This window comes from Pseudomonas sp. 8BK (genome assembly GCF_902506475.1).
In the GTDB taxonomy this organism is placed as follows: Bacteria; Pseudomonadota; Gammaproteobacteria; order Pseudomonadales; family Pseudomonadaceae; genus Aquipseudomonas; species Aquipseudomonas anguilliseptica.
On sequence record NZ_LR733252.1, the window covers coordinates 1149211 to 1166388 of the forward strand.

Sequence of the window (17178 nt, forward strand, 5' to 3'; positions counted from 1 at the left end):
CGTTGAAAACTACCTGTAAACCGTAACTGCTCCGCGCGCCCGTTGCCTTGGCAGCGGGCGCGCGACTTCAACGCAGCAGATACACCGCCAACCCGGCCAGCGCCGACACCAGCAGCACCTCCATCACCCCACGCTTGAAGCGCAACAGCGCCAGCGCCGCTGCCACGGCCAGCAGCGCCGACGGCCAGTCGAAGCTGCCGGCAAAGCCCTGCGGCCAGAGCACGTGGTAGGCAAAGAACAGTGCCAGATTCAGAATCACCCCCACTACGGCCGCAGTAATTGCGGTCAGCGGTGCGGTGAATGTCAGCTCGCCATGGGTCGATTCCACCAGCGGTCCGCCGGCGAGAATGAACAGAAAGGACGGCAGAAAGGTAAACCAGGTGACCAGCGCCGCCGCCACTGCGCCGCTGACAAAGCCCGAATCGCCGCCAAACATCGGCTGCAGATAAGCGCCGACAAAGGCCACAAACGCCACCACCATGATCAGCGGCCCCGGCGTGGTTTCGCCTAGGGCCAGGCCATCAATCATCTGCGTCGGCGTCAGCCAACCGTAATGACCAATAGCGTCCTGGTAGACATACGGCAGCACCGCATAGGCGCCGCCAAAGGTCAGCAGCGCTGCCTTGGTAAAGAACCAGGCCATCTGTGTCAGCGTACCGTCCCAGCCGTACAGCCAGGTCAGCAGGCCCATCGGTAGCAGCCAGAGCAGCGCGCCGACCAGCAGCAACAGCGCCAGGCGCGGGGCGCGAAAACGTGTATGCGCCAACGGCGGGCTGTCATCATCGATCAGCGCCGGACCGTAGGAATGGCTGGCCGCCGCATGTCCACCACCCAGGCTGAACTGCTGCGGCAACAGCCGACCACCGCAATAGCCGAGCAGCGCCGCGCCAATCACGATCAAGGGAAACGGCAGATTGAAGGCAAAGATGGCGACAAAGGACGCGCCAGCGATGCCCCACAGCCAGTTGTTCTTCAGCGCCCGTGAGCCGATGCGCCAAGCCGCCTGCATCACGATGGCGGTCACCGCCGGTTTGATCCCGTAAAAAATCCCCGCCACCAGCGGCACATCGCCATAAGCGATATACAGCCAGGACAGGCCGATCAGGATAAACAGCGACGGCAGCACGAACAGCACCCCGGCAATTACCCCACCCCAGGTACGGTGCAGCAGCCAGCCGATATAGGTGGCCAACTGCTGCGCCTCCGGCCCCGGCAGCAGCATGCAGTAGTTCAGCGCATGCAGAAAACGCCGCTCGGACAGCCAGCGGCGCTTCTCCACCAACTCCTGATGCATGATCGCAATTTGCCCAGCCGGCCCGCCGAAGCTGATCAGCCCCAGTTTGAGCCAGAACCAGAAGGCTTCACCCAGGCTGACAGCGGGCGGCGCAGGTGGAGCAGACGATTCGGACATGCGGGCAACTCATGGCAATAAACGCGGTCGCACTATAGCGCGAGCGCATGACGATTTAAGCCCGCCCACTCAAGCCGCCGCGCGGATTTCCGTATACTTGGCAGTGCAGCGCCCTCCCTCCAACCTGCCCGTGAAGCTCCCTGTGAAAATCCGCCATTCGATAGTAAGCCTGCTGCTGATCTGCAGCTGCGTTGTAGTTGCATCGAACACCCAGGCCGCCCCCGCCAAACAACAGGATCTGGCCGCCGGCAGCGCCCTGCTGGTCGATCTGCAGACCAATCAGGTGCTCTACGAGCGCAACGCCGACAGCGTGGTGCCGATTGCCTCGGTGACCAAGCTGATGACAGCCATGGTCACCCTTGACGCCAAACTGCCGCTGGATCAGGTGCTGCCGATCATGATTCGCGACACCCATGACCTGCGCGGCGTGTTCTCCCGTGTGCGCGTGGGCAGCGAGCTGAGCCGCCGCGACATGCTCCTGTTGGCCCTGATGGCTTCGGAAAACCGCGCCGCAGCCAGCCTGGCGCACCACTATCCGGGTGGCCACGCGGCCTTTGTCACGGCGATGAACGCCAAGGCCCGCGCCCTGGGCATGAAGCATTCGCGCTTTGTCGAACCCACCGGGCTGTCGGAACACAACGTCTCCAACGCCCGCGACCTGGTGCTGATGCTCAAGGCCGCGCGGCAGTACCCACTGATCAGCCAGTTCAGCACCACCGCGGAGAAGACCCAGGCGTTCCGCAAGCCTAACTACACCCTGGGTTTTCGCAATACCAACAACCTGGTGCGCAAGCCCGGCTGGAGCGTGCAGCTGAGCAAGACCGGCTACACCGGCGAAGCGGGTCGCTGCCTGGTGATGAATACCGTGATGAATAACCGCCCGGTGGCCTTCGTGGTGTTGGATGCCTTCGGCAAATACACCCATATGGCCGACGCCAACCGCCTCAAGCGCTGGCTAGAAACCGGCAAGGTCACTGCAGTGCCGCCGGCGGCCATCAGCTACCGCCAGCAGAAACTGGCGCAGCGCCAGGCCCAAGCCCAAGGCAAGACCGCGCAGTAACCCCGTAAAACAGAAAGGCCCGCAGCAAGTGCGGGCCTTTTGGCATCAGCGAGCGGCTCAGCTGTTATTCAGCCCGAACAGAGGCTGGCGCATGCCAAACACCAGAAAGCGCGCCAGCTCGGGGAGCGGCAAAGCCTTGCTGATCAGGTAGCCCTGCACTTGGTCGCAGCCGTACTGACGCAGCAGCGCCAACTGCTCGGCGTTTTCCACGCCCTCGCCGACCACCTGCAAGTTGAGGTTGTGCGCCAGGTTGATCATCGCCCGCACCAGTTGCCGATTTTCCGCACGCTCGCTCATGCCGCCGACAAAGCTTTTGTCGATCTTCAGCAAGGTGATCGGCAGGTTGTTCAGGTGCACGAAAGAAGAGAAACCGGTGCCAAAGTCGTCCAGCGAGAAGCGCACGCCGAGGCGACCGAGGGCCAGCATGGTCTGCTGCACCTGATCACTACGGCGCATTACGGCGGTTTCGGTCAGCTCGAACTCCAGCCACTGCGCATCGACGCCACGCTCTTCGATCAGGCGACTGAGGGTCGGCAGCAACTGGCTGTCCTGGAACTGGCGGAATGACAGGTTGATCGCCATATGCAGCGCCGGCAGGCCACGCCCACGTAACCACTGCATATCGCGCAGGGCACGGCTGATCACCCAGTAGCCGAGCGGCACGATCAACCCGCTTTCCTCGGCCAGCGGTACAAATTCGTTGGGGGCCAGCAGGCCATGCTCGCTATGGCGCCAGCGCACCAGCGCCTCCAGGCCGACGATGCGCCCGCTCTGCAGGCACAGACGCGGCTGATAATGCAGCTCCAGCTCATCACGTCGTAGGGCGCGGCGCAGCTCGCTTTCCAGGTCGGCCTGGTTGCGGGCGCTGCGATTGATCCGTTCGTCATAGATATGAAAAGTGCAGCCCTGCTGGCTCTTGGCCTGTTGCATGGCGATATGTGCGTGCCACATCAGTGGGTCAGCGCTGCCTTCGGCACGAGAGTGGGCCAGGCCCAGACTGCAGCCGATCAGCAGGCTTTCACCGTCGATCCAGTACGGCTCGCCGAGGGCTTCGGTAATCTGCGCGGCCAGCCGTTCGGCACGTTGCGGATCGCGGCGGCTGTCGAGCAGCAAGGCAAACTCATCGCTGCCCAACCGGGCCACCTGATCGCCGGCCTGCAGCTGCGCCTTGATCCGCGCCACTACTTGCAGAATCAGGCTGTCACCGCCCTGATAGCCAAGGGCATCGTTGGCGTGACGAAAGTTGTCCAGGTCGAGATGGCCGAGGGTCAGGCCGCGACCTTCATATTCAGCCAGACGCGCGGCAAGCAGGGTCTGAAAGCCCTGCCGGTTGGCAATGCCGGTGAGGGCATCCTGTTCGGCCAGGCGGAGCAGGGTGTCCTTCAGGTTGCCCTGTTCGCGCGCATAGCGCAGACAACGGCGCAGTACTTCAGTACTGAGTTGGTCGCGTACCAGCCAGTCGCACACGCCCTCGGGCTCGGCTTCAGGCTCGGCATCCAGCAGCAGGACAATCGGCAGGGAACAGCGCCCGGAGGCAGGCAGGTATTTCGCGGTGGTCAGGAGCAGGGCGTTGCTGGGTTTATCGAACAGCGCGCTGGCTGCCTCCCAGGACGGTGCGGTGATCAGCGCATAACCACTGCCGAGCGCACTCAGGCGCTCGCGCAGCAACTGCGCCCAGCCTGGAGTTTCCGCCAGCAAAAGCAACCGTAATGGTTCGACGAACGCGGACAAAAAACTTCCCCCACTGCACAAATAAAGAGCATTGAACCCGCTCGGATGCGTCGTAATCGACGTCTAATCACGCACATCCTTGTGTCAGTGGCGCGCGCCCTGCGGCATGGCAAAGACCCGAAAGTGGCACCAGAGTACTGGATTAGCAAAATTAACCAAGCCTGGCTGTTTGCCATTATGTGCACTGCAACACACTTCCAGATGGTCACGGCAGAAAGTGCCAGGCCTGTTAAAATGCGCGCCCATTCCGCCTGACGATTGATTCCATGTCCCGACTGAACCCCCGGCAGCAGGAAGCCGTGAACTATGTCGGCGGCCCACTTTTGGTGCTCGCCGGCGCAGGCTCCGGCAAAACCAGCGTGATTACCCGCAAGATCGCCCACCTGGTACAAAACTGCGGCATCCAGGCCCGCCACATTGTCGCCATGACCTTTACCAACAAGGCCGCGCGGGAAATGAAAGAGCGCGTCGGCACCCTGCTCAAGGGCCCCGAAGCCCGGGGCCTGACGGTGTCGACCTTCCACAACCTGGGCATGAACATCATCCGCAAAGAATACGCCCGCCTGGGCTATAAGCCGGGCTTTTCGATCTTCGATGATGGCGATATCAAGGCCCTGCTAACCGACATTATGCAGAAGGAATATGCCGGTGATGATGGTGCGGATGAGATCAAGAACTACATCGACAGCTGGAAGAATGACCTGATCCTGCCCGAGCAGGCGCTGGCAGGCGCGCGCAACCCCAAGGAACAGACCGCCGCCATCGTCTATCTGCACTACCAGCGCACCCTACGCGCGTACAACGCAGTGGACTTCAACGACCTGATCCTGCTGCCGGTGGTGCTGTTCCAGGAGCACGCCGACATCCTGGAAAAATGGCAGAACCGCATCCGCTACCTGCTGGTCGACGAATATCAGGACACCAACGCCAGCCAATACCTGCTGGTAAAGATGCTGGTGGGCATGCGCAACCAGTTCACCGTGGTTGGCGACGACGACCAGTCGATCTACGCCTGGCGCGGCGCGCGCCCGGAAAACCTGATGCTGCTCAAAGAGGACTACCCCTCGCTGAAGGTGGTGATGCTCGAGCAGAACTACCGCTCCACCAGCCGCATTCTCAAATGCGCCAACATCCTCATTGCCAACAACCCGCATGCCTTTGAGAAACAGCTGTGGAGCGAGATGGGCATGGGCGACGAGATCCGCGTGATCCGTTGCCGCAACGAAGACGCCGAGTGCGAACGGGTGGCCCTGGAAATCCTCACCGAGCACTTGCGCACCCAGCGCCCTTACAGCGATTACGCCATCCTCTATCGCGGCAACTACCAGGCCAAGCTGATGGAGCTGAAACTGCAGCACCATCAGATTCCCTATCGCTTGTCGGGCGGCACCAGCTTCTTCGCCCGCCAGGAGGTGAAGGACCTGATGAGCTACTTCCGCCTGCTGGTCAACCCGGACGATGACAACGCCTTCCTGCGCGTGATCAACGTACCGCGCCGCGAGATCGGCTCGACCACCCTGGAAAAGCTCGGCAACTACGCCACCAGCCGCAAGATCAGCATGTACGCTGCCGCCGGCGAGATCGGCCTCGGCGAGCAGCTGGACGCGCGCTACACCGAACGCCTAGCACGCTTTACCACGTGGATGGACCGGGTACGCCAGGAATGTGCGCAGAACGATCCGATTGCGGCGATCCGCAGCATGGTCATGGACATCGACTACGAAAACTGGCTGCGCCAGAACGCCTCCAGCGACAAGGTCGCCGACGCGCGCATGGGCAACGTCTGGTTCCTCGTCGAAGCGCTGAAGAACACTCTGGAGCGCGACGAAGACGGCGACATGACCATCGAGGACGCCATCGGCAAGTTGGTGCTGCGCGACATGCTCGAACGCCAGCAGGAAGAAGAGGAAGGCGCCGAAGGCGTGCAGATGATGACCCTGCACGCGTCCAAGGGACTGGAATATCCGTCGGTGTATATCCTCGGCGTAGAAGAAGAAATTCTCCCGCACCGCTCCAGCATCGAAGCCGATACGGTCGAGGAAGAGCGCCGTCTGGCCTATGTCGGCATCACCCGCGCCAAGCGCAACCTGACCATGACCTTCGCCGCCAAGCGCAAACAGTACGGCGAGATCATCGACTGCTCACCGAGCCGTTTCCTCGATGAACTGCCACCCGAGGACCTGGTCTGGGAAGGTCTGGAAGACGCCGCGCCCGAGGTCAAGGCCGCCACCGGCAACTCGGCACTGGCCAATATGCGCGCCATGTTGAAGAAATAACCGGCAACAGCGCGCGGGCGCAGACAGACGTATTTCGTCACCTCCTGCATCCGCGCTACGCTGCACCATTACATCCCGGCACAGACCGGGCATCAGAAAGAACGACGAGGGTAACCGCGTGGAAGCGCTAAAACAGAAAATTCGCGAGGAAGGCACCGTGCTCTCGGAGCACGTACTCAAGGTCGATGCCTTTCTCAATCACCAGATCGACCCGGCGCTGATGCAGCAGATCGGCCACGAATTTGCCCAGCGCTTTGCCGCCCAGGGCATCACCAAGATCGTCACCATCGAGGCCTCGGGCATTGCCCCGGCAGTGATGGCCGGCCTGGAGCTGGGCGTGCCTGTAATCTTCGCGCGCAAGTACCAGTCGCTGACACTCAAGGACGACCTGTACATCTCCAAGGTGTTTTCCTTCACCAAGCAGACCGAAAGCACCCTGGCCATTTCGGCCAAGCACCTGAACGCCAAGGATCATGTGCTGCTGATCGACGACTTCCTGGCCAACGGCCATGCCGCCCGCGCCCTGATCGACCTGATCGGCCAGGCCGGTGCGAGTATTGCCGGCATTGGCGTAGTGATCGAGAAGTCCTTCCAGCGCGGCCGCGCCGAACTGGATGCTCAGGGCTACCGGGTCGAGTCGCTGGCGCGCATCGATTCACTCAAGGATGGTCAGGTCAGCTTTATCGACTAAGCGCCACTGGCGGCTGCCACAGTTTCTCCTGTGCACAAAAAAGCCGCCTGAATAGGCGGCTTTTTTACAGCAGCGTCAGGCGTATTACAGGCCGGACATCTTTTGAATCGCTTCACGCAGCTCGTCGTCCGAGCAATCAGCGCAGGTGCCTTTTGGCGGCATGGCGTTGATACCGGAGATTGCCTTGGCCAGGATGCCGTCGAGGCCGCCCTGGTGATCAGCGCGCTCTTTCCAGGCAGCTGTGTCGCCAATTTTCGGCGCACCCAGAATACCCGGGGTATGGCAGGCACCGCAGTGCTTGGCAATGATGTCATCAGCAGTACGCGCAGCGCCGCCGGTTGTGGCTGCTACAGCACCCACGCCCTTGCATTCTTCGCCCATCACACAGACTTGGCCAACCGGCTTCAGTCGCTCGGCAATAGCTTCGTCGGTCGTGGCTTGAGCAGTCACTGCCCACAGGGCCAATACGGTAGCCGGTGCTACCAGGAGCTTTTTAATCAGGTTCACGGTACACCCTCTTCGTGGCTAGTCACGCTCGCGGCCACGGTTTCGCGAGCGGGCGACAGTATAACGGCAAGCCGCGGCCGCCGAAACAACCCATATTGTCGCAGGGTTATTAGCGGCCTGGCCTGGCCGTTAGAAATTTGCCGGCGTGGTGGCACTGATCAGGCGTGCCGGCTGCTCGAACGGATTACGGAAACGGTGCGGCTTGCTGCTCTCGAAGTAGTAGCTGTCGCCCGGTTCAAGGATAAATACCTCGTCGCCCACGGTCAGCTCCAGCTTGCCTTCGACCAGCATGCCGGCCTCTTCACCTTCGTGGGCGTACATTTCGTCGCCGGTGTCGGTGCCGCTGGGGTAGGTTTCATCAAGGAAGGAAATGGCTCGGCTCGGATGCGCCTTGCCTACCAGCTTCATGGTGATGGCCCCGCTGCAGATATCGGTGAGTTCGGCGGCGCGATAGACCACCTGGGCCTGGCTATCCTGCTCCACATCCAGGGAGAAGAACTCCACCAGCGACATGGGGATACCCGCCAACACCTTTTTCAACGAACTGATCGAAGGGCTTACGCTGTTCTTCTCGATCATCGAAATGGTGCTATTGGTGACGCCCGCCCGTTTGGCGAGTTCACGCTGGGAAAGGCCTTTGAGTTTGCGAATGGATTGCAGTCGTACACCGACGTCCAATGCTGGAGTCCCCCTTGGGATAGATACGGAAAAGTCGCCGTATCATGGCATAGCGTTCAGAATTTACAACACTCGCGTTCAAACTCGTCTACAGCGCGACTGTTAGTCCCCGAGGTAGAGCAGCGGCGCCCTCCGCAGGTTGCAGAAAAGCTGATAGGGAATGCTGCCCGCCTGGGTGGCCACGTCGCTGGCCAGCACCTGTTTGCCCCAGAGTTCGACCCGACTGCCCAGGCCTGCTTGCGGCAGATCGGTCAAATCGACGGTGAGCATGTCCATCGACACGCGGCCGATCAGGCGGGTCAGCTGGCCGTCCACCGCCACTGGCGTACCGGTCGGCGCATGACGTGGGTAGCCGTCGGCATAGCCCATGGCGACCACACCGACGCGGGTCGGCCGCTCGCTGACAAAGCGCGCGCCATAGCCCACCGGCTCGCCGGCCGGCAGTTCGCGCACGCTGATGATCTTCGATTCCAGGGTCATCACCGGCTGCAACCGTGCCGCCACGGCCTGCGCCTGTTCGAATGGGGTCGCACCGTAGAGCATGATGCCGGGGCGCACCCAGTCGCTCGGCACGCTCGGCCAGCCCAATACGGCAGGCGAATTGCGCAGGCTGACCTCGGCGACAATGCCCTGCCGCGCCTGCTGAAAAACCGCCAACTGTTCAGTACTGCGCGGGCAATCCAGCTCGTCGGCACGAGCGAAATGGCTCATCAGCACAATCTTCGCCACCTTGCCGCTGGCCAGCAGGCGCTGATAGGCCGCCTGGTAATCGGCCGGATGCAGGCCGACCCGGTGCATGCCGCTGTCCAGCTTCAACCAGACCGTCAGCGGGCCGCGCCCAGCGCTGCGCTCAATCGCTTCAAGCTGCCACAGCGAATGCACCACGCACCACAATTCGTGCTGCTCGATCAGCGGTAACTCGTCGGCCTCGAAAAAGCCCTCCAGCAACAGGATCGGCCCACGAATACCGGCCTCGCGCAGCTGCAGCGCTTCCTCGATACAGGCCACGGCAAAACCATCGGCCTGTTCCTGCAACGCCTGGGCACAACGCACCGCGCCATGGCCGTAGGCATCCGCCTTGATCACCGCCAGGGCGCGCGCGCCGCTGACTTCACGGGCCAGTTGGTAGTTATGACGCAGGGCTTGCAGGTCGATCAGGGCGCGGGCAGGACGCATGACGTTCTCGGCTATCAGCAGTTTTCAGACTATAAAAAAGCCCGGTGTGATGGCCGGGCAAACACTTATCGCAAACGGGATCGGCCGATTTACAGGGCGGCCACGATCATCATTTCCACCAGCACCTCAGGCTTGTACATCTTCGCCTCGACACAGGCCCGTGCAGGCGCCGCGCCTGGCGCGACCCAGGCATCCCAGACCTGATTAAGCCCGGCGTAATCGCGCTCCATGTCCTTCAGGTAGATGGTCACGGAAAGGATCTTCGACTTGTCACTACCGGCCTCGGCCAGCATACGATCGGTGTTGGCCAGGGTTTCACGGGTTTGCTGCACGATATCGCCGCTGTAGTCATCCGCCAGCTGGCCGGCCAGGTAGACCGTGCTGTTGTGGATGACGATTTCGCTGTAACGGCTTTCAGTGTGCAGGCGCTGTACTGACATGCTTATGACTCTCCTGGGAACGGCTATAACGGGAAATATCCAGACCTTCGGCGCTGATCTGCGGACGCTTTTTCGCCATCAGGTCGGCAAGCAGGCGACCGGAGCCGCAGGCCATGGTCCAGCCCAGTGTGCCGTGACCGGTGTTGAGGAACAAATTGCGCAAGCCGGTAGCACCAACAATCGGCGTGCCGTCCGGAGTGGCTGGACGCAGGCCAGTCCAGAATTCGGCCTGGCGCAGATCTCCGCCCTGCGGGTAGAGATCGGCAGTGATCATTTCCAGGGTGGCGCGGCGACGCGGGTTGAGGCTCAGATCAAAGCCGGCAATCTCAGCCATGCCGCCGACGCGGATACGGTTGTCGAAACGGGTGATCGCCACCTTGTAGGTTTCATCGAGGATGGTCGAGGTGGGCGCCATCGCCGCATTGGTGATCGGCACAGTCAGCGAGTAACCCTTGAGCGGGTACACCGGCGCCTTGATGCCCAGCGGCTTGAGCAATTGCGGGCTGAAACTGCCGAGGGCCAGCACGTAGCGATCGGCGGTTTCCAGCTTGCCATCGATCCACACGCCATTGACCCGATCGCCGACGGCGTCAATGCGCTGGATGTTCTGCCCGAAACGGAATTCCACACCCAGCGCCTTGGCCATCTCGGCCAGCTTGCTGGTGAACAGCTGGCAATCGCCGGTCTGGTCATTCGGTAGACGCAGCGCGCCTGCCAGCTTGTCGGTGACCGCCGCCAGAGCCGGTTCAACGCGGGCAATGCCGGCGCGGTCGAGCAGCTCATAGGGCACGCCGGATTGTTTGAGTACGGCAATGTCTTTCGCCGCGTTATCCAGTTGCGCCTGGGTGCGAAACAGCTGGGTGGTGCCCAGGCTGCGGCCTTCATAGGCGATGCCGGTCTCGGCGCGCAATTCGTCGAGGCAGTCGCGGCTGTACTCGGACAGACGCACCATGCGCTCCTTGTTCACCGCATAACGGCTGGCAGTGCAGTTGCGCAGCATCTGCGCCATCCACAGGTACTGGTCGATATCAGCGGTGGCCTTGATCGCCAGCGGTGCATGTTTTTGCAGCAGCCACTTGATGGCTTTCAACGGCACGCCCGGCGCCGCCCACGGCGAGGCGTAGCCAGGTGACACCTGGCCGGCGTTGGCGAAGCTGGTTTCCATGGCCGGGGCGTGCTGCCGGTCGACCACCACCACTTCAAAACCCTGACGCGCCAGGTAATACGCACTGGCTGTACCAATCACACCGCTGCCGAGAACCAGAACCCGCATGACACGCTCCTCGCCGCGACAATGCGCGACGGATAATTCCTGAGATCACAATTAAGCGCAGTATAGGAAGAGATCACCAGTGCTTTTCACTATATAAATGGCTATATTTGGCGACAATTCTTGGCAATATCGCCTTATCTAGAGGGGTATCCACCGTGCGCACCCAGCATCAGAGCCGCCGCGAACTGGACAAGATCGACCGCAATATCCTGCGCATCCTGCAGGAAGATGGGCGCATCAGCTTTACCGAGCTGGGCGAGCGGGTCGGCCTGTCGACCACGCCCTGTACCGAGCGAGTCCGCCGCCTGGAGCGCGAAGGGATCATCATGGGCTACCACGCCCGGCTCAACCCGCAGCAGCTCAAGGCCAGCCTGCTGGTGTTTGTCGAGATCAGCCTGGACTACAAGTCCGGCGACACCTTCGAGGAGTTCCGCCGCGCGGTACTCAAGCTGCCCCACGTACTCGAGTGCCACCTGGTGTCCGGTGACTTCGACTACCTGGTGAAGGCGCGAATCAACGAAATGGCCAGCTACCGCAAGCTGCTCGGCGATATCCTGCTCAAGCTGCCGCACGTGCGCGAGTCGAAGAGCTACATCGTCATGGAAGAAGTGAAAGAGAGCCTGAGCCTGCCGATTGCTGACTAAGGGTAAAGCTGCAAGTAGGTTGGGTTGAGAAGCCTGCGACGAAGCCCAACGAGGTATAAACAAGACAATCGGGCGGGGCGCTGCGCACTCCCTGTTGGGCTTCGCTACGCTCAACCCACCCTACACCAGCACCTGGCGGGTAGTCGCAATCAGCTGGTGTACCCGCTGCTCCACTCCCGGTTCGGTCAGCTGCTCCGGCCCTTGGCCGCGCGGGCACGGCAGGCTCGGCGTGGTGCCGAAAAGCCGACAGATCAGCGGGCGCTGGTCATACACCGTGCAGCCTTGCGGACCAAGATGCACACAGTTGTACTCGGCCAGCGCGGCGTCATGCTCAGCATCGCTCTTCACCGGCAGCCGCGCCATTTCCTCGGATGACGCGGTGACCGGGCCGCAGCAATCGTGGCAACCCGGCACGCAGGCGAAACTGGGAATCTGCAAACGCAGCTGGTCGATCTTGCGGTTGGTGCAACTCATGGGCGGGATCCTGAAACACAGGCCAGCATAGTAACCGCGCCCAGGGTTGAATCGCGGCAGGAGCCAGGGCTAACCGACGAAAATCCGCTTATTTCACGATTGCCTCTTGGCGTTTGGCAAATCTCGCGCTTATGCTTCGTAAAATTTTCCAAACACAATAATCAGGATTCCACACATGAACGCCCGCGTTCACCAGCCGGTGCACAACAGCCAGCACGCCAACTCCTATTACGCCGCCAGCGCCAATCGCCAACTCGACTACCCCGCCCTGGGCGGTGAGTTGCGTGCCGATGTGTGCATTGTCGGTGGCGGTTTTTCCGGCCTCAACACGGCCATTGAGCTGGCGCAGAAAGGCCTCTCGGTGGTGCTGCTGGAAGCGCACAAGATTGGCTGGGGCGCCAGTGGGCGCAACGGCGGCCAGCTGATTCGCGGCGTCGGCCATGGCGTTGAGCAATTTGATTCGGTGATTGGCGCGCAGGGCGTGCGCGAACTGAAACTGATGGGTCTGGAAGCGGTGGAAATCGTCCGCCAGCGCATCGAGCAGTTCAATATCGATTGCGACCTGACCTGGGGCTACTGCGACCTGGCCAACAAACCCAGCCACCTCGCCGACTTCGCCGAAGACATGGCCGAACTCAAACAGCTGGGTTATCGCCATGAAATGCGCCTGCTGCAACCGGAGCAAATGCATGAAGTAGTCGGCTCCAACCGCTACGTCGGCGGCATGATCGATATGGGTTCCGGCCACCTGCACCCGCTCAACCTGGCCCTAGGCGAAGCCGCAGCGGCGCAGAGCCTGGGCGTGCAGCTGTTCGAGAACTCGGCAGTGACGCGCATCGACTATGGCAGCGAGGTCAAGGTGCACACCGCCCAAGGCGTGGTGCGCGCCGCTACCCTGGTGCTCGGCTGCAACGCTTACCTGAATGGACTGAACAGCAACCTGGGCGGCAAGGTGCTGCCCGCCGGCAGCTACGTGATCGCCACCGAGCCGCTGTCCGAAGCCGAAGCGCGGGCAATCATTCCGCAGAATATGGCGCTGTGTGACCAGCGTGTAGCCCTGGATTATTACCGCCTGTCCGCCGACCGGCGCCTGCTGTTCGGCGGCGCCTGCCACTATTCAGGTCGAGATCCTGCAGACATCGCCGGCTATATGCGGCCAAAAATGCTGGAAGTCTTCCCGCACCTGAAAGACGTGAAGATCGACTACCAGTGGGGCGGCATGATCGGCATCGGTGCTAACCGCCTGCCGCAGATCGGCCGTCTCAAGGAACAACCCAACGTGTATTACGCCCAGGCCTACTCGGGCCATGGCGTCAACGCCACGCACCTGGCTGGCAAGCTGCTCGGCGAGGCCATCGCCGGCCAGGCCAGCAGCGGCTTCGACCTGTTCGCCAAGGTGCCCCACATGACCTTCCCTGGCGGCAAACACCTGCGCTCGCCGCTGCTAGCCCTAGGCATGCTCTGGCATCGGATGAAAGAGCTGGTCTGAGAATCTGCTTATGTTCTGCTGCGCGCCGGCCCTACTGCGTTAAAAACAGGCTCGGCAAGCCGCTTGCGGCTAACGCGCTTTAGCGCGGCCCGAAGGGCGAGCGAAGCGAGTAGTGCTCATGTACGGCTCGTACACCTGTTTTGCCTTTCAGGACTCTAACTCGCAGAATCCTAAGCAGACTCTGAGCGTTTGCGCATCCCCCTCACAGCTTCCAGAACGGCTGCAGCGCCTCGCGCTGGGCCTGCGCGCGGCTCAAGCCGATATCTTTGAGCTGCTCATCAGTCAGCCTCAATAGCGCCCGACGAGTGGTCAGGCGCAGCCAGAATGCGCTCCAGCGGCCTACAGTTGGCTTCGCTTTATCCGTTTGAGCATACAGATGTCTCCCCACGGACTCCTGCTGCAGTTCGCCTGATTTCATTGTCAGCCTGACATCACTCAATCCGTTCATCACCTTCTCCTGCCCGTAAGCCTGGAGAGCATGATGAGTGACGCAGGATAAGCATGACAGATTCAAAAATATATTTTTAAATCCATACAGATTTCCGAAACCAGGCTCTGAATGGTGGATTTATCGCCTATCTGTACTGGCTTGGTGCGGCACACAGAGAAATTACGAGGCAACTGTTATGACGCTTTACGTCAACCTGGCCGAGTTGCTCGGCGCCCGTATTGAACAGGGCCTGTATCGCCCCGGTGATCGCCTGCCCTCTGTGCGCGCCCTCAGCCTGGAACATGGCGTCAGCCTGAGCACGGTGCAACAGGCCTATCGCCACCTGGAGGATCAGGGCCTGGCCACACCCAAGCCCAAGTCCGGCTACTTTGTGCCCCAAGCGCGCCAGCAGCCGGCGCTGCCGATGGTCAGCCGCGCCGCCCAGCGGCCGGTGGATATTTCCCAGTGGGACCAGGTGCTCGAACTGATCAGCCGACCGCCTGGCGGTGATGTGCTGCAACTGGGGCGCGGCATGCCGGATATCAGCAGCCCAACCCTGAAACCGCTGCTGCGCACCCTGTCACGCATGAGCCGCCGCCAGGAGGTCAAGGAGCTGAGCTATGGCAGCCTGTATGGTGACCCAGGCCTGCGCGCACAACTGTCACGCCTGATGCTCGATTCTGGCTGCCAGATTGCCATTGAAGAAATCGTCACCACCACCGGCTGCCACGAGGCCCTGTCCGTAGCGATTCGCGCCGTGTGCGAGCCTGGCGACATCGTGGCCGTGGATTCACCGAGCTTTCATGGCGTGATGCAGGCACTCAAGGGCTACGGCATGAAGGCCCTGGAGCTGCCCACCGACCCGCTCACCGGCATTAGTCTGGAGGCACTGGAGCTCGCGCTGGAACAATGGCCGATCAAGGCCATTCAGCTCACCCCCAACTGCAACAACCCGCTCGGCTACATCATGCCGGAGGCCGACAAGCGCGCCCTGCTGGCCCTGGCGCAGCGCTATGACGTGGCGATTATTGAGGATGACGTCTACGGTGAGCTGGCCTACAGCTACCCACGCCCGCGCAGCATCAAATCATTCGACGAGGATGGCCGCGTGCTGTTCTGCAGCTCGTTTTCCAAGACCCTGGCACCCGGCCTGCGGGCCGGCTGGATTGCCCCGGGCCGCTACCTGCAACAGGTGCTGCACCTCAAATACATGAGCACCGGCATGGCCGCACAGCTGCCACAACTGGCCCTGGCCGAATTTATCGCCAGCGGTCATTACGAGCCGCATCTACGCCGCATGCGCAGCCAGTACGCGCGCAACCGCGACTGCATGATCGACTGGGTCAGCCGCTACTTCCCCGCTGGAACACGCGTCAGCCGGCCCCAGGGCGGCTTTATGCTGTGGCTGGAGCTGCCACAAGGCTTTGACAGCCAGCGCCTGAACCGCGTGCTGCAGCCACACAATATCCAGATCGCGCCTGGCAGCATCTTTTCCGCCGCCGGCAAATACCGCAATTGCCTGCGCATCAACTACGCCGGCCAACCCACCCCTGCGCTGGAACAGGCGATTCGCCAGGTGGGCGAATGCGTGGCCGACCTGCTGGCCGAGCAGCAGCTGGTGCATAACGGCGAAGAGGTTGCGCTCACGCCTTGATGGCTGCCACCTCGCTAAATGCACCGCGCTGAAACGCCAGCCAGACAAACAGCGCCGCGCCAATCGCCATCAGGATCGGCAGCGCATGGCCGCTGACCCACTGGCTGGCGGCGCCGGTCGACAGCGGCCCGAGCAGGCAGCCCGCGCCCCAGAGCAGGGCGATATGCGAGTTGGCCCGCACCAACGCATCGTCGCGGTAGCGCTGCCCCACCAAAATCAGCGACAGGGTGTACAGGCCGCCTGCGCTGGCGCCGAACAGCACCAGCACCGCCCAGATCAGCGGCGTGTGCAGCAATGCGGGAATGCTCAGGCTCGACAGCAGCAATACCACCCCACAGCAGCGGAACAGCATCTGCCGGGGCACCCGGTCGGCCATCCAGCCAATCGGCAACTGCAGCGCCGCATCGCCGACTACCACCACGCTGACCATGATCAACGCCAGCTGCTGGGCAAAACCTTCGCGCACCAGGTACACCGGCAGCAAGGTCAGCACCATGGCTTCGAACCCGGCAAACAGCACCACAGCCCAGGCAATCGCCGGTGAAGAGCGGCAAAACGCCAGAATGCCGCGCCCGGACGCACTCTGCGCATCGACCTTGGGCGCTCCATCGCGGCCCAACAGCAGCAGGCTACCGCCCACCAGCAGCGCGGCAGAGAACCAGAAGCCGCGGTCACTTTCCGTACCCAGCAGGGTCAGCAGCAGCGGTCCGCACAGCTGGCTGAGCGCAAAGCCGGTGCCATACAGCGCCACCAGACGGCCACGCAGGCGGTCCTCGACCAACTGGTTGATCCAGCTTTCGCCGAGCACAAACACCACGGTCAAGGAGATACCAATCAGCAGGCGCAGCAACAGCCACAGCGGATAACTCGGCATCACACTCAGCAGCGCAACCGACGCGGCGCTGGCCAGCAAACACAGGCGCAGCGTCTGCGGCGTGCCAAACCAGCCGGCCAGGCGCCCCGTAAGGCGCGCCCCGACCAGCACACCAATCGCCGGCATACCGGCCATCACACCAATGGCAAAGGGGCCGTAGCCCCACGACTCAAGGCGAAACGACACCAGCGGCAGCGTCACGCCCAGCGCCAACCCGACGATCACCACCGCCGCGCTGACGGCGAAATAGGTCATCCAGTTCATTCTTCTCACTCCATTCCCTGGCCCGCGCGGCACCCGCTGCACAGATGCAAAACGGCCGGGCTCCATAGGAACCCGGCCGCAGGTGTGGCCCTCTTCGAGCCGGCCC

Annotated in this window: 16 protein-coding genes; 6 read left to right on the top strand and 10 right to left on the bottom strand. The window is 62.0% G+C overall.

What is annotated here, in order from left to right:
* Window positions 1-67: 67 nt before the first annotated feature.
* Window positions 68-1411, bottom strand: coding sequence for a chromate efflux transporter (chrA, locus tag ACIN8IBEIGE_RS05205; RefSeq protein WP_160013721.1), 1344 nt, complete (start codon window positions 1409-1411; stop codon window positions 68-70).
* 142 nt (window positions 1412-1553) lie between these two features.
* On the opposite strand from chrA, the gene pbpG reads away from it, so the two are divergent.
* Window positions 1554-2471, top strand: coding sequence for a D-alanyl-D-alanine endopeptidase (gene pbpG, locus ACIN8IBEIGE_RS05210; RefSeq protein WP_160013722.1), 918 nt, complete (start codon window positions 1554-1556; stop codon window positions 2469-2471).
* 57 nt (window positions 2472-2528) lie between these two features.
* Here the strand turns inward: pbpG and ACIN8IBEIGE_RS05215 are convergent, their stop codons facing one another.
* Window positions 2529-4202: a bifunctional diguanylate cyclase/phosphodiesterase gene (locus ACIN8IBEIGE_RS05215; RefSeq protein ID WP_160013723.1), complete on the bottom strand. Its 1674-nt coding sequence runs from the start codon at window positions 4200-4202 to the stop codon at window positions 2529-2531.
* Window positions 4203-4468: 266 nt separating this feature from the next.
* On the opposite strand from ACIN8IBEIGE_RS05215, the gene rep reads away from it, so the two are divergent.
* Both rep and ACIN8IBEIGE_RS05225 read left to right on the top strand, forming a co-directional pair.
* A complete protein-coding gene (gene rep / locus ACIN8IBEIGE_RS05220) occupies window positions 4469-6478 on the top strand; it encodes a DNA helicase Rep (protein WP_160013724.1) in 2010 nt (669 codons plus the stop codon).
* Window positions 6479-6596: 118 nt separating this feature from the next.
* Window positions 6597-7169 carry a xanthine phosphoribosyltransferase gene (locus ACIN8IBEIGE_RS05225; RefSeq protein WP_160013725.1) on the top strand — a complete coding sequence of 191 codons (573 nt, stop codon included), beginning with the start codon at window positions 6597-6599 and terminating at the stop codon, window positions 7167-7169.
* A gap of 84 nt (window positions 7170-7253) precedes the next feature.
* Here ACIN8IBEIGE_RS05225 and ACIN8IBEIGE_RS05230 read toward each other — a convergent pair whose 3' ends face one another.
* The 5 genes from ACIN8IBEIGE_RS05230 to dadA all read right to left on the bottom strand — a co-directional run bounded on the left by ACIN8IBEIGE_RS05230 (window position 7254) and on the right by dadA (window position 11243).
* Window positions 7254-7676: a cytochrome c5 family protein gene (locus ACIN8IBEIGE_RS05230; protein WP_090379812.1), complete on the bottom strand. Its 423-nt coding sequence runs from the start codon at window positions 7674-7676 to the stop codon at window positions 7254-7256.
* A 129-nt stretch (window positions 7677-7805) separates the two neighbouring features.
* Window positions 7806-8354 (bottom strand): cupin domain-containing protein, encoded by a 549-nt coding sequence (locus ACIN8IBEIGE_RS05235; protein WP_090250501.1) that lies wholly within the window; start codon window positions 8352-8354, stop codon window positions 7806-7808.
* A gap of 102 nt (window positions 8355-8456) precedes the next feature.
* Window positions 8457-9530, bottom strand: coding sequence for an alanine racemase (gene alr / locus ACIN8IBEIGE_RS05240; RefSeq protein ID WP_160013726.1), 1074 nt, complete (start codon window positions 9528-9530; stop codon window positions 8457-8459).
* An 89-nt stretch (window positions 9531-9619) separates the two neighbouring features.
* Window positions 9620-9970, bottom strand: coding sequence for a RidA family protein (locus tag ACIN8IBEIGE_RS05245; RefSeq protein ID WP_160013727.1), 351 nt, complete (start codon window positions 9968-9970; stop codon window positions 9620-9622).
* Window positions 9945-11243 (bottom strand): D-amino acid dehydrogenase, encoded by a 1299-nt coding sequence (dadA, locus tag ACIN8IBEIGE_RS05250; RefSeq protein WP_160013728.1) that lies wholly within the window; start codon window positions 11241-11243, stop codon window positions 9945-9947. The genes ACIN8IBEIGE_RS05245 and dadA overlap by 26 nt, the downstream gene beginning before the upstream one ends.
* A 155-nt stretch (window positions 11244-11398) precedes the next feature.
* On the opposite strand from dadA, the gene dadR reads away from it, so the two are divergent.
* Entirely contained in the window at window positions 11399-11887 is a 489-nt protein-coding gene (gene dadR / locus ACIN8IBEIGE_RS05255; RefSeq protein WP_090250512.1) for a transcriptional regulator DadR, read from the top strand.
* Window positions 11888-12007: 120 nt separating this feature from the next.
* Here the strand turns inward: dadR and ACIN8IBEIGE_RS05260 are convergent, their stop codons facing one another.
* Window positions 12008-12361, bottom strand: a complete 354-nt coding sequence (locus ACIN8IBEIGE_RS05260; RefSeq protein ID WP_160013729.1) for a YkgJ family cysteine cluster protein — start codon at window positions 12359-12361, stop codon at window positions 12008-12010.
* A gap of 175 nt (window positions 12362-12536) precedes the next feature.
* On the opposite strand from ACIN8IBEIGE_RS05260, the gene ACIN8IBEIGE_RS05265 reads away from it, so the two are divergent.
* A complete protein-coding gene (locus ACIN8IBEIGE_RS05265) occupies window positions 12537-13850 on the top strand; it encodes an FAD-binding oxidoreductase (protein ID WP_160013730.1) in 1314 nt (437 codons plus the stop codon).
* Between the two features lie 202 nt (window positions 13851-14052).
* On the opposite strand, the gene ACIN8IBEIGE_RS05270 is transcribed toward ACIN8IBEIGE_RS05265, so the two are convergent.
* On the bottom strand, window positions 14053-14298 hold the full coding sequence (locus ACIN8IBEIGE_RS05270) for a DUF1127 domain-containing protein (protein WP_160013731.1): 246 nt from the start codon (window positions 14296-14298) through the stop codon (window positions 14053-14055).
* Between the two features lie 178 nt (window positions 14299-14476).
* Here ACIN8IBEIGE_RS05270 and ACIN8IBEIGE_RS05275 point away from each other — a divergent pair, with 178 nt between their 5' ends.
* On the top strand, window positions 14477-15934 hold the full coding sequence (locus tag ACIN8IBEIGE_RS05275) for a PLP-dependent aminotransferase family protein (protein WP_160013732.1): 1458 nt from the start codon (window positions 14477-14479) through the stop codon (window positions 15932-15934).
* Here the strand turns inward: ACIN8IBEIGE_RS05275 and ACIN8IBEIGE_RS05280 are convergent.
* Complete coding sequence (locus ACIN8IBEIGE_RS05280; RefSeq protein WP_160013733.1) at window positions 15924-17072, bottom strand: MFS transporter; 1149 nt, start codon at window positions 17070-17072, stop codon at window positions 15924-15926. The two genes, ACIN8IBEIGE_RS05275 and ACIN8IBEIGE_RS05280, sit on opposite strands and share 11 nt — an antisense overlap.
* Window positions 17073-17178: the final 106 nt, after the last annotated feature.

What these genes read in the sequence shown, in the direction of transcription:
- chrA (WP_160013721.1), bottom strand. Translation starts at nt 1,411, where the DNA reads ATGTCCGAATCGTCTGCTCCACCTGCGCCGCCCGCTGTCAGCCTGGGT.
- rep (WP_160013724.1), top strand. Translation starts at nt 4,469, where the DNA reads ATGTCCCGACTGAACCCCCGGCAGCAGGAAGCCGTGAACTATGTCGGC.
- alr (WP_160013726.1), bottom strand. Translation starts at nt 9,530, where the DNA reads ATGCGTCCTGCCCGCGCCCTGATCGACCTGCAAGCCCTGCGTCATAAC.
- ACIN8IBEIGE_RS05245 (WP_160013727.1), bottom strand. Translation starts at nt 9,970, where the DNA reads ATGTCAGTACAGCGCCTGCACACTGAAAGCCGTTACAGCGAAATCGTC.
- dadA (WP_160013728.1), bottom strand. Translation starts at nt 11,243, where the DNA reads ATGCGGGTTCTGGTTCTCGGCAGCGGTGTGATTGGTACAGCCAGTGCG.
- ACIN8IBEIGE_RS05260 (WP_160013729.1), bottom strand. Translation starts at nt 12,361, where the DNA reads ATGAGTTGCACCAACCGCAAGATCGACCAGCTGCGTTTGCAGATTCCC.
- ACIN8IBEIGE_RS05265 (WP_160013730.1), top strand. Translation starts at nt 12,537, where the DNA reads ATGAACGCCCGCGTTCACCAGCCGGTGCACAACAGCCAGCACGCCAAC.
- ACIN8IBEIGE_RS05270 (WP_160013731.1), bottom strand. Translation starts at nt 14,298, where the DNA reads ATGAACGGATTGAGTGATGTCAGGCTGACAATGAAATCAGGCGAACTG.
- ACIN8IBEIGE_RS05275 (WP_160013732.1), top strand. Translation starts at nt 14,477, where the DNA reads ATGACGCTTTACGTCAACCTGGCCGAGTTGCTCGGCGCCCGTATTGAA.
- ACIN8IBEIGE_RS05280 (WP_160013733.1), bottom strand. Translation starts at nt 17,072, where the DNA reads ATGAACTGGATGACCTATTTCGCCGTCAGCGCGGCGGTGGTGATCGTC.